Consider the following 14,696-nt stretch of genomic DNA (forward strand, 5'->3'; position numbering starts at 1 on the left):
ATGTAATTTTTTAAAAAGGTTAGTATGTTTACGAACATATGTACTATAATTTGCTTATATAATTTTGTAACTTAATAGGTAGCTGGCATTTATGAAACAAAAACAAACTTTTTCAGATAAAGTTTTTCAATTTGATCAAGAATTAGGTAATGTAAAAATTGATTTACCCGCTCCATATAAAATAATTAATCCTTATAGTGGCAGCAATAAAAAACAAGTTTTACAAATGGTTCAAATTTTCTATCACAAATATTTCAATGACACTAACAAGCGCCGCTTAATATTAGGCAGCTCACCTGCAAGAAGAGGTTCTGCAATAACAGGAGTTCCCTTTGAAGATGCTTCAAATCTCCAGAAAGAAACAGGAATTGCAATAGCAAATTTTCATGTCAGTAATGCATCTTCTAATTTTTTAAATAAAGTCATAGATAAATATGGTGGAAGGAACAAATTTTATCGAGATTTTTACCTCAATTTTGTTTGTCCTTTAGGCATTTGCAAGACTAATTCTAAGGGTAACCAAGTAAACTGCAATTATTATGAAAATAAGCGAGTTGAAGAAATGTTAACTCCTTTTATGATTTCTGCACTTAAAACGCAAATTAACTTTGGAATTGATACTTCTGTTTGTTACTGCATCGGGAGTGGTCAAAATTATCAAGAATTAAGCAAAATTAATAAGAAATTGCATTTGTTTCAAAAAATAATTCCACTTGAACATCCGCGTTTTGTTACACAATATCATCCTGGGGATGAAGAGAAATATTTGCATAAGTATCTCAATGCTTTGACGTATAAATAGTAATCATTAGTTTTTAAAGATAAGTGAGGTTAATAGTATATGCCCGATGTAATCCTTGAAAAAGTTAGAGTAATTTATCAAATGTACCAAAATGGTGATTTAGGTGATACTACTTTACCTGAAGATAGTAATCCGCACCTAGATCCAAGCACTAATGAAAATGCACTTTATTTTACGTTGCCAATGGCTTTAAATTATCAGAGAAATTCATATACTTTGTGGGAAAATGCCTTGAAGACGTATAAAGATCCCGAAACTAGTTTTGTTTTTATACCGGCAAAAGTTATTACTGCTGGGTATGAATCAGTGCAAAAAGCTTTGACTAAGTATCGGCTTGCTTTGCAAAAGAATAAGCAAACAGACATTTGGCTTAAATTATGTCAGACGTTTATAGAGTTTTCTGATGGAAGTGTTATTAAATTCGCTAACAACTTGGATAATGATGTGAATAAAATAAGGCATTTTATGCAGAAAGAAGCCAAGAAAAAGTTCCCGTATTTGTCTGGTAATAAGCTTTGTAACTATTGGTTGTATGTTCTCAGTAAATACACTGCTATTCCTTTGAAAAATACTAATAATATTTATATTGCTGCAGACAGGCATGTAATCAGAGCAAGTTATAAATTAGGCTTAATTACTAAAGAACAAATGGAAAGTTCTAAAGTGCAAACCTCTGTGATTAGTGCTTGGGCAAAAGAACTGCAGGGCACTGAATTTGTGCCAACAAACCTGCAAAATCCATTATGGTTGTGGAGCAGGAATGATTTTAAAGATTTGGATTAATGTGATGAATAATTAAAAAGAAAGAAAATAAATGATTTTAGATTGAATGAAACGGCAGGAGAAATTTACACTAATAGACAAAAGGATAGCAAACTTTTTCTTAAAAGATGATAATGGCAATACAGAAAAAGCGCTTGCTTTGTTTAAAGTGAGATGCTATACTTAACTATACATTAATGGTGGGATGGTAATTGTCTCTGACAAGCTAAACCCGTTTACAAACATGAGTAGAATCTACTCTTGTTTGTGAACGGATTTTTTGTTTTAAAAATCTAATTTGTGATTCATAGTTAAAATCTAGTGAATAAAGATTATTGGCAACTATCAAAATTAACTTTTGAATGGTATGAGACATTATGGAAGGGAGCAAAAAGGAGTGATTATTTATAAAGTTTTAAATAATAATGCAGTAATTGTCCAGAATGAAAAAGGTGTTGAAGAAGTTATTTGTGGAAAAGGTATTGCTTATAAGAAAAAAGCGGGATACTTCTTACCGGATAATGGAAATTACCAAATTTTCGTAATGCATAGTAAAGATTTAAGTCATAAATTGCAACAATTAATTGAAGAAATTCCTTTAGAACAATTAACACTTTCATCTAAAATCATCGACTATGCAAAATTGCATTTAGGTAAGCCGTTAAACGAAAGTATTTACATTTCTTTATCTGATCATATTCATACATCAATTATACGTTATAAGGAAGGTATATCCTTAAAAAATGTTATTTTTTTAGACATTAAACATTTTTATCCTGATGAGTTTCGTATAGGCGAGAAAGCATTAGAAATGATAAATAAAAAACTTGGTATTAGTTTGCCAGAAGATGAAGCGGGATTTTTAGCTATTCATTTTATTAATGCGGAAATGGATGAAAATTTCGATAATACTCTTGAAATTATTCATTTAATTCAAGACATTTCATCGATTGTCAAATACGTTTTTAGTATCGAGTTTGATGAAGACGATGTTTATTATTATAGGTTTATTACGCATCTTAAGTTTTTTGCCCAACGAGTAATTTCAAAAAAAACATATCAAGAAAGTGATGATGAATTATTAGAGATTGTTCAAAAAAAATATCCAGCAGCTTTTAGTTGTGTTGAAAAAATTGACGATTATTTACAAAAAAAATATGCTTATCAAGTTCCTTGTGAAGAACAAGCTTATTTGACAATTCATATTCAACGTGTTGTCTATAAAACGAAGCAATATTAAAACATTTTAAAGATAGATAGAGAGACAGCATAAAAATTTGGATGGTAACATTAAGTTGGCCAAACCTTCAATTTAATAAAATAAAAAAGAAGGTAAAAAGCAATGAGAAAATATGAAGAATTAGCAGCAAATATCATTAAATATGTTGGAGGAAAGGAAAATATTAATAGCTTAACCCACTGTGTTACACGTTTACGTTTTCAACTAAAAGATGAGCAAAAAGCTAATGATAATCAAATTAAAAGTCTTGATGGTGTAATAACATTGATGAAAAGTGCCGGACAATACCAAGTAGTTATTGGTAATCAGGTACCTGATGTATATAAAGAAGTGGTGCGGCAAGCTGGACTTTCTGATGTTGCAGCAGAACATATAGAAAAGAAGAAAATGGGTATTGCGGCGAGTTTTATGGACTTTGTCACTGGTTTGATGACACCTATTTTAGCTGTCATGACAGCTTGCGGAATGATTAAAGGTATTATGTCCATTGTGCAAGCATTTGGATTGATTTCACAAAAAAGTGATTTGTATACCTTATTAAATGCAGTAGGCGACTCGCTGTTTTATTTCTTTCCTGTATTTCTTGGATATACTACAGCTAAGAAAATGAAAATTGATCCTTTTGTTGGAGCAGCAATTGGAGCTGGACTTATGTATCCTACATTGCAAGGTGTTAACTTGAATATTTTAGGTATAAAAATTAATGTAACATATTCGAGTACTGTAATACCGGTGGTTTTGACAACGGTTGCTGCTTCCTTTTTATTTAAATGGTTACAAAGCTTTATACCTGAAGTCATTAGAACATTTTTTGTACCAATGATTACCTTAATGGTTTCTATTCCTGCTGGATTTTTATTAATCGGACCTTTTGCAAATATGTTATCTAATACCTTAGCCAACTGGATTATGGCTATTTATAAATTAAGTCCTTTAATAGCTGGAATAGTTATAGGTGCTGGCTGGGAAATTATGGTACTATTTGGCATTCATATGGGACTCATAGCTGTAGCACTGGTTCAATTTGCTGCTGGTCAACCAACTCCTGTTTTTTCATTAGCTGGTTCCGCTTCTTTTGCACAAACTGCCACAGTATTTGCTATTTGGTTAAAGACAAAGAATAAAAAATTAAAAGAGATCGCATTACCTGCTTGGATATCTGGTATTTTTGGCGTTACTGAACCAGCAATTTATGGCGTAACCTTACCACGAATAAAATACTTTGTTATAAGCTGTATTGGTGCCGGACTAGGTGGTGCTTACGCAGGACTTTCTGGGCTTTTGGCTTATCAAATGGGTGGAATGGGAATTTTTTCATACCCAATGTTTTATGGTGGACACATGAATGTTGTACAAGCAACGCTACATTTTTCGATTTCAATCTTAATAGCAATGGCTTTTTCCTTTATTGCTACAATAACGCTATTTAAAGATAACAAGTCTATAAAACCTTTAAAAAATAAAAATTATTCTTCCGTACCGACCGAAGAAAAAATCTTGACACCTGTTAGAGGACATGTTGTTCCTTTGAGTCAAGTTGATGATGAGGCTTTTTCATTAGGTGTTCTGGGTAAAGGAGTGGCAATTGATCCATCGGAAGGTAAGGTTTATGCACCGGTAACTGGTACTGTAACGACTCTTTTTCCGACGTTACATGCCATTGGATTAACTTCTGATAAAGGTGTTCAAATATTAATTCATATCGGTATGAACACAGTCAATTTAAATGGTAAAGGATTTACTGCACATGTGAAGCAAGGAGACAGAGTTAACCAAGGACAATTATTGATGGATTTTGATATGGCAACAATTAAAGCAGCGGGATATTCTCTTCTTACGCCAGTGATTGTCACTAATAGTAAAGATTTGAAAAAAATTGAAGAGACTAAAAAAAGTCAAGTTGCAAAAGATGAAGAACTGATACGGGCAGTTTATTAGTGAAAGGATAGTATAAATATGAGTTTTCCAACTAATTTTTTATGGGGCGGCGCAACGGCTGCTAATCAACTAGAGGGAGCTTGGAATATTGATGGAAAAGGAGATAGTATTTGTGATCATGTTCGAAGCGGTAGCAGAAAAAAAGCTCGGATTTTTGATGATGTGATTGATTCCCATTACTATTATCCTAGTCATGATGGAATAGATTTTTATCATCACTTTAAAGAAGATATTGCATTATTTGCAGAAATGGGATTCAAGGTCTTCCGTCTTAGTATAGCTTGGTCACGAATTTTTCCTCAAGGTGATGAGGTTGAGCCAAACGAAGCTGGATTGCAATTTTATGATGAAGTATTTGATGAACTTGCTAAATACGATATAGAGCCATTAGTAACACTCAGTCATTTTGAAATGCCATATGGGCTAGCAAAAAAATATGGAGGATTCAGAAACAAGAAAACTATTGAATGTTTCGTTCATTATGCAGAAACAGTCTTTGCTCGCTATAAAGATAAAGTTCACTATTGGATTACTTTTAACGAAATAAATTTTGGTACCTTGTCTCATGGAAAAAAGGCGGTCTTAGGTATTTTAGACGATTCTGTGGATGAAGAAACTTGTTTTCAAGCACTACATAATGTCTTTTTAGCAAGTGCAGAAGCGGTAAATATTGGTCATCAAATTAATCCAACATTCAAAATAGGTTGTATGATCGCATATATTACAATGTATCCATTAACTTCTAAGCCAAATGATGTAATAGAATGTCAATCAGTTAACCGAATGATTAATTTATTTTGCGGAGATGTTCAAGTTAAAGGGAAATATCCCTATTATATGGAAAACTACTTTCATAAAAAAAACATTAATTTGGTAATTAGTCCAAAAGACCGAGACATTTTGAAAAGGGGTACAGTAGATTTTTATACTTTTTCTTATTATATGAGCACTTGTATTACAGCAGCTAAAGAAAATACCACTACTACAGCTGGAGGAAATTTATTTGGAGGAGTCAAAAACCCATACCTAGAGACGAGTGATTGGGGTTGGCAAATTGATCCAGTTGGCTTACGGTTTACTTTAAATGAAATATATGATCGTTATCAAATTCCAATAATGATTGTAGAAAACGGATTAGGTGCTGAAGATAAGGTGGAAAAATCTGGAAAAATTCATGATAGTTACCGAATACATTATTTGCAACAACATATTCTAGAAATGAGTAAGGCAATTGACGATGGTGTTAATTTAATAGGCTATACTCCTTGGGGATGTATTGACTTAATTTCAGGTAGTACTGGTGAAATGCTGAAACGCTATGGCTTTATTTATGTAGACAAAGATGATGATGGAAAAGGGTCATTAAAACGTTTTAAAAAGGACAGTTTCCAATGGTATAAAAAAGTAATTTCTACCAATGGTAAAAACATATAGTTAATTTTGATTTTATACTAATATGATATTACAAAGGCTTTTATGAAATACAAAATAAAATAAGATATTATACCTGATTTATAAATCGGGGAAAGACGGTAAAAATTATCCTCCAGACTGAACAATGGCTCAACTGGAGGATTTTATTATAAAAATATAGTCACTTTAAAGTTAAATAGAAATTTGTATTTGTGATGATACCTTAAAGAAGTAGTCTATTATCTTTACTAGGTACTTTTTAATAATTACGCATAGTAGTCAATAATTGCTTTCAATATTTTCGCAGCGTCAGGATTGCCAGTGCCTTCTGCATAATATTTGTTAAAGCGTGTGTCGCAGACATACATTCGAGCAAGATTCTTGTGGGCTTCTCCCGAATACTGACCTTCAGGCCATATTGTCAATAAATATTCTTTGTGTAAGTCAAAAATGTGCTTGGCAGCAGCTTGTTTGACACCAGCAGTCTTATTAAAGTTCTTTAATTCAGTTAAAATTTCAGCGGACAATTTTTTGAAATGTGCTAATTCATTTTCAGATAAAGAACTAAATTTTTCATTACTAAGATCTATTTGAGCATCACCATATTTCTCCCTGATTTCTGCGCCAAATTGTTTTTCATTTTTGCTAATCATTTCTTTTTTTAATGTGGCAAATTTTTCCGTGTCAGTCATTTGTGCTTCTCCCTTCATTGTTGCAAGTGTCTTGTCTAAATTCCTAATCAAATCATCTAGATATTGCTCTTGAGCAACTAATTTGCTCCGCTGATTTCGTAAAACTTGATATTGAGTTTCCGTTGAAGTCTGCATTACCTGTTTTATTTGTTCCAGTGGCAAGTCAAATAGCTTTAAAAATAGAATTCTCTGCAATTGATCAACTTCGCTTTCCTCATAATAGCGATAATTATTTTCGGGATTCCTGCGCGCTTTTAAAAGCCCTTGTTTATCGTAATAGCGTAAAGTTCGTGTTGAAATGCCAGCTAGTTTTGCTAGTTCATTGATAGAATATGACATGTTTAAAATCTCCTCACTTGCAAAATTAAGTATATTGGTTGACGCAGCGTCAAGGTCAAGCACGGAAAATGATTTTTAAGAATAAAAAAGCCAGTAACTCAATCAAGATTATTGGCTTTTGACTATGATATTTAATTTACAACGTTTAATTTTTCACCTTTTAGAAATGCCTGCAGATTTTCAACGACAATACCCAGCAAACGATTGCGGGTTTCGCGCGGTGCCCAAGCAATATGAGGGGTAATGTAGCAGTTTTTAGCAGAAAGAAGTGGACTGTCAGCAGGAATAGGCTCTTTTTGGGCAACGTCAATTCCCGCTGCAGCAATCTTACCTTCATTTAAAGCATCGGCGACGTCTTCTTCATTAATTAAACCGCCGCGAGCAGTATTAATTAAAATGACGTCGTCCTTCATTTGACTAATTGCCCCTTGATTAATCATTTCCGTAGTTTCTGGAGTTTGTGGCACGTGTAAACTGACGATATCTGCTTTTTGATAAATTTCGTCAAGTTCAACCTGCTTAACGTAATTCGGTAAATCTGATTTTGGCCGATGGTTCCAAAAAATGATATTCATAGAAAAAGCATGACCGATTTCTGCCACTTTTTTAGCTATGTTGCCAAAGCCAATTAATCCTAAAGTTTTACCATTTAGTTCCATTAATGGCTTTGCCCAAAAAGTAAAATCAGGGTTGCTGCTCCAGCGACCTTCATGGACTAATTTGTTATGTAAGCCAACTTGACTGGTAATTTCAAGTAGCAAAGCAAAAGTAAATTGCGCAACGGCATCAGTACCATAAGTAGGGATGTTAGTTACAGGAATGCCAGCTTTACGAGCTGCATTGGTGTCAACAATGTTATAACCAGTAGCAGTCACACCAATATATTTAATGTTGGGTGCCATTTTTAGCACTTTTTCATCAAGTGGAGTTTTATTAGTTAAAACTATTTCTGCGTCTCCAATACGTTTCAAAATTTTAGTATCATCGTCAACTGGTGTCCGATCATAAAAAGTGCATTCGCCTAGTTTTTCAAGGGGCGTCCAGTCTAAATCACCAGGATTCAAGGCATAGCTATCTAAATTAACAATTTTCATATTTTTGACCTCATATTAATATATCTGTACTTCTTAAGTTTACTACATATTTTACGCATAACGATAAATTGTAGGACAATCAATAAGGAAGAAGTTGAGAGGTAATAATGACTGTATTTCTATCCTTATTAATTTTGCTACCTTATATCAAATTGAATATTACAAACTTAAATAATTTTATTTTAGTTAGTTTTTAAAGAAGCTATGAATGAAAGGCTTAATATGCCAAATAATAGCTAAAATTAAATTTTGGCATTTAATATATAGATTGATTTTGGACGTCAAAGTTATCCATCCTTTAGAAAATTAAATCATTGAATTGAATGCCATAAGCAAAAAGTTTTGAGTCCAGTTACCAATTAAATTAACTTGTTGTATCTTAAGGTCATTGAAATAGCAGAATTTAAATAAAAAAATATAATTTGGAGTATTTTCAGAAATTCAGAATATTTGAAATAAACATGAGCAGTATATAGTATTGATACATGAAAATATCTTTTGATTAATAAAACGCTTTCTTTTTTTAAATGAATAAAAGAATATTTTTTAAAGAAAAACATCTGTTATAACTCTTAATATTGTGCTATTATTTTTTATATAATAAGAAAGAGAGGTAATTTTCTTCGTATGCATGGATTAACTCAAATTTGTGAGTCTTTTGCAATGGGGAAAGTGCGGCTTTCTTATCTATATAAATTGTTGCTGCTGTTTTTTAATATGATCAATAACAGACTTAGCTTGATATGTTTAGTATTATGCTAAGTCTTTTTTGATTGCAATATTTCCAGATTAGGAGGAAATCATGCCAAAATTTAAAAAGTTTTTAGTTGGTGCTATTGCAGTTTTAGGTACAGCTTTACTTGCCGGATGTTCTAATTCAGCAAAAAAGCAAAGCGATAGTGGTACACCAAAGTCTCTCAACGTACAGTTCGTACCCAGCGTTTCTGCGAATACGCTAGAAACTAAGGCAAAGCCATTAGAAAAAATGTTATCCAAGCGTCTGGGAATCCCAGTTCATGTTTCAGTTTCAACCAGTGGTAATGCATTGGTAGAAGCAATGAAGTCTAAAAAAGTAGATGTTGGCTTTTTACCAGGGGATGACTATGTGCAGGCTCATAAACAGCATGCAGCTGACGTTTTATTACAGTCAGAGCGTTTTGGCTTGAGCAGGCCAGACGGCAACTGGACTAAAAAATTAGTTCATACTTTCCATTCCGAGATTTTAGTTAGAAAGGACTCTGGCATTAAGAGCTGGAAGGATCTTAAAGGAAAGAAAATCTCAATTCAAAGCCCAACCTCAACATCTGGTTATATTTTCCCAATTGCTGAGTTAAAGCAAAAGGGATTCGATGTTCCTCGCAGCTGCAAATTAGTTACTACCACTGGGCACGATCAAGCCGTACTAAATGTTTTAAATAAAGACACTGATGCAGCTTTTGTTTTTGAAGATGCCCGCAACAATGTAATCAAGGATAATCCTAAGATTAAGTCTCAAGTAGTGCCAATTTACTATACTCGTGCTATCCCCAATGACACTATTTCAGTTATTCCTAGTTTGTCAAAATCCTTCCGGGAAAAATTAGCTAACGCATTTATTGCAATTGGCAAATCTAAAGAAGGTAAGAAAGTAATTGAACGTGTTTACTCACATGAAGGATATGTCAAAGCCAAAGATAGTGACTATGACACTGTGCGCAAATATGAAAAAATTTCTCAGTCAATTTCTAAATAGTCAGATTATTAATTAATAGTAAATGCATCTTTTTAGCCAAAAGTTAAAAAGATGCATTTTTTGTGGATAAAATATAAACTAAATTCAGATAAATATAAGTTTTTTAATAATTGCGATCTTAATTTTGTAAAAAAGCTCCAGATTGTTTTAATTAACTTAAATGTAAATTGCAACCTTTTTAGTTCATACTATAGCCATCGAACAATTTCAAACATTGACAAACAAAAGCTAACAACTATAATAAAAATGGACTAAGTTAGTTGCTTAATCTAGTTAAGAAGTAGGTTACTAATGTTAAAGAGTGAAAGACTGAAAACTATCTTACAAGTAGTAAAAACTCAGAAATTTGTTACAGTTGATGAATTGGCACAGGCTTTAAAAGTTTCGGATATGACAATTAGACGGGACCTCAATGAATTGCATAAGGCAAATAAAATTTTGCGTATTCATGGTGGTGCTCAATTATTATCTGATCAAATTCGGACCGAAAAAAGCTACCAGCAAAAACGGGAAATTCATAGTAAAGAAAAGTATGAAGTAGCTAAAAGAGCTTGTAACTTAATCCACGAAAATGACTCAATTTATGTCGGCCCGGGAACAACGTTAGAGTTACTTGTTGCTAACCTAAAAGTTAAGCATTTGAGAATAGTTACTAATTCATTACCAGTATTTGAAGCTGCAAAAGATAATATGAATGACTATGAACTGATTATGGTTGGCGGCTCATATAGAAGAATAAGTGGAGCTTTTGTGGGTGCTTTAGCTAACAATGAGTTAAAAACTATGTCTTTTTCTGTTGGTTTTGTCGGCGTTAATGGCATTAAAGATACTTCTTTGACAACTGCTAACTTAGAGGAGGGTCAAACCGAAGGTATTGGATTAGACCGTTCTCAAATAAAATTTGTTGTTGCTGATTATACAAAGTTGGATCACAGTGATTTTCACCAATTTTACGATTTGCGCAATGTGGATGGACTAATTACTAACCATGGAATTGAACCTGAGTTGGAAAAGCATTACAGCCAGTTTACGACTATATATAAATAGTTTTTGAGAGGAGATTTGACTATGAAGGTTGTCATTGGTAGTGACAAGGCAGGTTTTGCTTTAAAGGAAAAAGTAAAACAATACTTGCAAGCACACCATTATGATGTTTTGGATGTTACGCCGGAAGCCGCAGAGGACTTTGTTGAATCAAGTTTAAAGGTGACTCATGAAGTCTTAGATAATGGTATCAAAAAGGCCATTATGTTTGACGAATACGGTGTGGGCTCAGCTATGGCTTCAAATAAAGTTAAGGGCATGGTTACAGCAAACGTCAATGAAGAAAGAACTGCACATATGACCGCTATGCACAATGGTGCAAAGGCAATTGCGTTAGGTAGTGGCATCGTAGGCGAAAAACTAGCTTATTCAATTGTGCAACATTACCTGGATACAGAATATGCTGGCGGACGCCATCAGGTTCGTCTGAATATGCTTGAAGAAATGATTTAAGGAGGCTTACTAATGTTAGATAACGATAGACCACAACCAGAATTTGTTGATCCCAAAGTTGACAAGCATACTGTTATTGCCTTAGGAAACGATCATATTGTAACCTCTGTTAAAATGGCTATTTCTGATCATTTAAAAGAAGAAGGATACCAAGTCATTGATGAAGGTACTCATGACAATACTAGAACTCACTACCCAATCTATGGTAAACGCGTAGCTGAAGATGTTGCCGATGGTCGTGCAGATTTAGGTATTGTTCTTTGTGGTACTGGCATTGGCATTTCTACTGCTGCTGATAAGAACGAGGGAGTTCGTGCGGCAATGGTAGGTGATGTTGCTCAAGCTGAATATGCTCGGCGTGAATTGAACGCCAATATACTAGGTTTTGGTGGTATTGTTTTAGGACGTGACTTTATTTTTGATATTGTCGATTCATTCTTGAATGCTAAATATGAATCTACCCCAGAAAGACAAAATTTAATTGCCAAAATAGACGGTATTGCTAAACCAAATCCTGATCAAAAGGATAATGTACACTTCTTTGATGAAGAAAATAAGAAGTGGGCTGAAGGCGTGTACCACGACTAATAGCTAAATAATAATCTAAAAATTTAAAGTTTTAATCGCACACAAAAACCATGACTTAAAAAAGTCATGGCTTTTATTATTCAAAAATATTTTTTATTTAATTCATAAACATGAAATTTTTGCAAAGATACTATCAAATTAACTGTTCACAACAAGTTAATTCTCTTAAAAATTGCTGAAAATACAATGATTTAAACGAAATTTTCAGTTTATTTTTTGAAAAAGCGTTTGCATTTTTCTTTGCCATTAAATATAATAGCAATAGACAAGCGAACAAAAATTAACATATTCAAACAAAAGCGAAAACTTGTCTATTGTTAAGGAGGACCTAATTTGTGAAAGAAAATAACTTGTTTTCTGCGAATGCAGTGTTTGTAAGTGATGCAACAGATCCAACCACAATTTTTAAGGAGGTTTCAGCTAAATTACTTACTCTTGATTTGGTTAACGATGGCTTTTTCAATGGAATTAACCAGCGTGAACAACAATACCCGACAGGAATAGATACTTCGCCAATTGCAAAGGAATTGCCTAATATTGCTGTGCCGCATACTGAAGGAGAGTTTGTCAATACTTGTTTGATAGTACCTGTTGCTTTAAAAACACCAGTACCTTTTAAAAATATGATTGCACCTGATCAAAGTTTACCGGTAAAATTTCTGTTTATGATTTTGAATAACAATCCCGAAGGACAAGCAAACATTTTAGCACAGATTATGGACTTTCTTAGACTCACACCAGTTTCAAAGTTACAAGCATTATTTAATCTTACTGAAACTGATAAAATCTATCAGTTCTTAAGTAAGAATTTTAGTCAAAAGTAGGAGGGCTTTTTATGAGCAGAGAAGTAAAATTTATAGCTGCATGTGGCGCTGGAGTAAATTCATCTCACCAAATTAAGGATGCAGTTGAGGAAGAAATGAGAAAGCGGGGTTATAACGTTAAAGTTGATGCCTATATGATTAAGGATGTCAATGAAGATCTTTTATCACATTATGATGGCTATTTGACAATTGCTAAGACCGATCTTTCTTTTAAACCAAAAATTCCGTTAATTGATGCCGGAGCAATTTTATACCGTATACCAGCCATGGCCAAACCAGTTTATGACAATGTTGAAAAAGTTGTTAAAGAAATTAATGCTAAATAAGATTTCAAGAGGAAATAAAAATGAATGGGATAATTAGTTTCGCTAACTCACTTTTTAAGCCTTTAATTGATATGGGTGCGGCTACAATAATGTTAATTGTTCTAACATTAATTGCAGTACTGTTTCGTGTCAAGTTTACTAAGGCCTTAGAAGGTGGCTTGAAATTAGCTATTGCTATTACAGCGATAGGTAATGTTATGAACATGCTGACTACAGCATTTCAAAAGCCAATGATGCAATTCGTTAAGCACACTGGCATCCACATGGATATGCAGGATATGGGTTGGGCACCACTTGCTACTATAACCTGGGGTTCACCTTATACCTTGTTTTATCTATTGGTTTTAATTATTTTAAACGTTGTTCTGCTGGTATTAAATAAGACTAACACGCTTGATGTAGATATCTTCGATGTTTGGCACTTAGCATTTGATGGTTTGTTCTGTGTATATGTCGGTGCTCCTCTTTGGTTATCAACTTTGTTAGTTCTTTTCATTGGCACAATGAAAATTATTAACTCTGACTTAATGAAACCAACATTTAATGACTTATTAGATGCTCCTGACAGCAACCCTATGACCACTACTCACATGAACTATATGATGAATCCTATCATCATGGTGTTTAACAAGTTCTTTGACAAATGTCTGCCTTGGCTTGATAAATTTGACTTTGACTCTACTAAACTGAATGAAAAAATCGGTTTCTGGGGCAGTAGATTCGCTATCGGTGTTTACCTTGGTGTGTTTGTTTCCTTACTAGCCGGCAATAATTTTGCGACTGAGCAGGGCTGGAAAGATATGTTCACATTATCGTTTATTGGTGGTTCGTGTATTGAATTATTCTCTGTGATTGGTTCCTGGTTCATTGCTTCTGTAGAACCTTTATCACAAGGTATTGCTGATTTTGCTACTAAGAAGTTCTCTGGTCGTACCTTTAATATTGGACTTGACTGGCCATTCTTAGCCGGTCGTTCTGAAATATGGGCAGCCGCAAATGTTTTGGCTCCAATTATGATGCTCGAAGCAATGGTTTTACCTGGTAACAGATTAATGCCTTTAGGCGGTATTATTGCTATGGGTGTTACTCCAGCTTTACTAGTTGTTACTCGTGGTAAAATTATTCGGATGATTATTATTGGAACAATTGAATTACCTGTCTTCCTTTGGGCTGGTACTATGGTTGGTCCATTTGTTACCAACATGGCTCACTCGGTTGGTGCCGCTATTCCTGCACATACATTAGTTTCAGACACTACTATGGAAGGACCAGTTGAAAAATTCCTGGCTTACTTAGTTGGAAATGCCTGGAAACAACAAGGAATGTTTATTGTTTATGCCTTAATTGCTTTAGCAGTATACCTTCTCTTGTTCATCTGGTATGCAAAACAAATGAAGAAGAGAAATGCAGAATATGCTGCAGCTAAGAAGAATAACTAGTCATTAATAA

At 33.6% G+C, this 14,696-nt stretch carries 14 protein-coding genes; 12 read left to right on the forward strand and 2 right to left on the reverse strand.

Annotated elements, in window-relative coordinates; all coding sequences use genetic code 11:
* The first annotated feature begins 91 nt into the window (after positions 1–91).
* The 5 genes from LDX54_RS01955 to LDX54_RS01975 all read left to right on the forward strand — a co-directional run bounded on the left by LDX54_RS01955 (position 92) and on the right by LDX54_RS01975 (position 6,176).
* Positions 92–802, forward strand: a complete 711-nt coding sequence (locus LDX54_RS01955) for a uracil-DNA glycosylase family protein (protein ID WP_265667020.1) — start codon at positions 92–94, stop codon at positions 800–802.
* 39 nt (positions 803–841) lie between these two features.
* Positions 842–1,585 carry a hypothetical protein gene (locus LDX54_RS01960; protein ID WP_265667019.1) on the forward strand — a complete coding sequence of 248 codons (744 nt, stop codon included), beginning with the start codon at positions 842–844 and terminating at the stop codon, positions 1,583–1,585.
* Positions 1,586–1,961: 376 nt separating this feature from the next.
* Positions 1,962–2,804: a PRD domain-containing protein gene (locus LDX54_RS01965; protein WP_046324388.1), complete on the forward strand. Its 843-nt coding sequence runs from the start codon at positions 1,962–1,964 to the stop codon at positions 2,802–2,804.
* 102 nt (positions 2,805–2,906) lie between these two features.
* Entirely contained in the window at positions 2,907–4,742 is a 1,836-nt protein-coding gene (locus LDX54_RS01970; RefSeq protein WP_265667018.1) for a beta-glucoside-specific PTS transporter subunit IIABC, read from the forward strand.
* Between the two features lie 18 nt (positions 4,743–4,760).
* Positions 4,761–6,176, forward strand: a complete 1,416-nt coding sequence (locus LDX54_RS01975) for a glycoside hydrolase family 1 protein (protein ID WP_265667017.1) — start codon at positions 4,761–4,763, stop codon at positions 6,174–6,176.
* A gap of 245 nt (positions 6,177–6,421) precedes the next feature.
* Here the strand turns inward: LDX54_RS01975 and LDX54_RS01980 are convergent, their stop codons facing one another.
* Entirely contained in the window at positions 6,422–7,186 is a 765-nt protein-coding gene (locus LDX54_RS01980) for a MerR family transcriptional regulator (RefSeq protein ID WP_265667016.1), read from the reverse strand.
* Positions 7,187–7,317: 131 nt separating this feature from the next.
* Entirely contained in the window at positions 7,318–8,280 is a 963-nt protein-coding gene (locus LDX54_RS01985) for a D-2-hydroxyacid dehydrogenase (protein ID WP_265667015.1), read from the reverse strand.
* 802 nt (positions 8,281–9,082) lie between these two features.
* Here LDX54_RS01985 and phnD point away from each other — a divergent pair.
* The 7 genes from phnD to LDX54_RS02020 all read left to right on the forward strand — a co-directional run bounded on the left by phnD (position 9,083) and on the right by LDX54_RS02020 (position 14,686).
* On the forward strand, positions 9,083–10,012 hold the full coding sequence (gene phnD, locus LDX54_RS01990) for a phosphate/phosphite/phosphonate ABC transporter substrate-binding protein (RefSeq protein WP_265667014.1): 930 nt from the start codon (positions 9,083–9,085) through the stop codon (positions 10,010–10,012).
* Positions 10,013–10,303: 291 nt separating this feature from the next.
* On the forward strand, positions 10,304–11,059 hold the full coding sequence (locus tag LDX54_RS01995; protein WP_174795242.1) for a DeoR/GlpR family DNA-binding transcription regulator: 756 nt from the start codon (positions 10,304–10,306) through the stop codon (positions 11,057–11,059).
* 21 nt (positions 11,060–11,080) lie between these two features.
* Positions 11,081–11,509, forward strand: coding sequence for a galactose-6-phosphate isomerase subunit LacA (gene lacA, locus LDX54_RS02000; protein WP_110445649.1), 429 nt, complete (start codon positions 11,081–11,083; stop codon positions 11,507–11,509).
* Between the two features lie 12 nt (positions 11,510–11,521).
* Entirely contained in the window at positions 11,522–12,097 is a 576-nt protein-coding gene (gene lacB / locus LDX54_RS02005; protein WP_110445650.1) for a galactose-6-phosphate isomerase subunit LacB, read from the forward strand.
* 335 nt (positions 12,098–12,432) lie between these two features.
* Positions 12,433–12,921 carry a PTS sugar transporter subunit IIA gene (locus LDX54_RS02010; RefSeq protein WP_122037288.1) on the forward strand — a complete coding sequence of 163 codons (489 nt, stop codon included), beginning with the start codon at positions 12,433–12,435 and terminating at the stop codon, positions 12,919–12,921.
* An 11-nt stretch (positions 12,922–12,932) separates the two neighbouring features.
* On the forward strand, positions 12,933–13,247 hold the full coding sequence (locus LDX54_RS02015) for a PTS fructose transporter subunit IIB (protein WP_045927619.1): 315 nt from the start codon (positions 12,933–12,935) through the stop codon (positions 13,245–13,247).
* A 20-nt stretch (positions 13,248–13,267) separates the two neighbouring features.
* Positions 13,268–14,686 carry a PTS transporter subunit IIC gene (locus LDX54_RS02020; protein WP_122037289.1) on the forward strand — a complete coding sequence of 473 codons (1,419 nt, stop codon included), beginning with the start codon at positions 13,268–13,270 and terminating at the stop codon, positions 14,684–14,686.
* Positions 14,687–14,696 lie beyond the last annotated feature (10 nt).

This window comes from Lactobacillus sp. IBH004 (assembly GCF_026185255.2).
Lineage (GTDB): Bacteria > Bacillota > Bacilli > Lactobacillales > Lactobacillaceae > Lactobacillus > Lactobacillus melliventris.

Coding starts and splice junctions, on each gene's coding strand:
- LDX54_RS01975 (WP_265667017.1), top strand. CDS start 4,761: ATGAGTTTTCCAACTAATTTTTTATGGGGCGGCGCAACGGCTGCTAAT.
- LDX54_RS01995 (WP_174795242.1), top strand. CDS start 10,304: ATGTTAAAGAGTGAAAGACTGAAAACTATCTTACAAGTAGTAAAAACT.
- LDX54_RS01960 (WP_265667019.1), top strand. CDS start 842: ATGCCCGATGTAATCCTTGAAAAAGTTAGAGTAATTTATCAAATGTAC.
- LDX54_RS01980 (WP_265667016.1), bottom strand. CDS start 7,186: ATGTCATATTCTATCAATGAACTAGCAAAACTAGCTGGCATTTCAACA.
- LDX54_RS01955 (WP_265667020.1), top strand. CDS start 92: ATGAAACAAAAACAAACTTTTTCAGATAAAGTTTTTCAATTTGATCAA.
- LDX54_RS01970 (WP_265667018.1), top strand. CDS start 2,907: ATGAGAAAATATGAAGAATTAGCAGCAAATATCATTAAATATGTTGGA.
- lacB (WP_110445650.1), top strand. CDS start 11,522: ATGTTAGATAACGATAGACCACAACCAGAATTTGTTGATCCCAAAGTT.
- LDX54_RS01985 (WP_265667015.1), bottom strand. CDS start 8,280: ATGAAAATTGTTAATTTAGATAGCTATGCCTTGAATCCTGGTGATTTA.
- phnD (WP_265667014.1), top strand. CDS start 9,083: ATGCCAAAATTTAAAAAGTTTTTAGTTGGTGCTATTGCAGTTTTAGGT.
- lacA (WP_110445649.1), top strand. CDS start 11,081: ATGAAGGTTGTCATTGGTAGTGACAAGGCAGGTTTTGCTTTAAAGGAA.
- LDX54_RS02020 (WP_122037289.1), top strand. CDS start 13,268: ATGAATGGGATAATTAGTTTCGCTAACTCACTTTTTAAGCCTTTAATT.
- LDX54_RS02015 (WP_045927619.1), top strand. CDS start 12,933: ATGAGCAGAGAAGTAAAATTTATAGCTGCATGTGGCGCTGGAGTAAAT.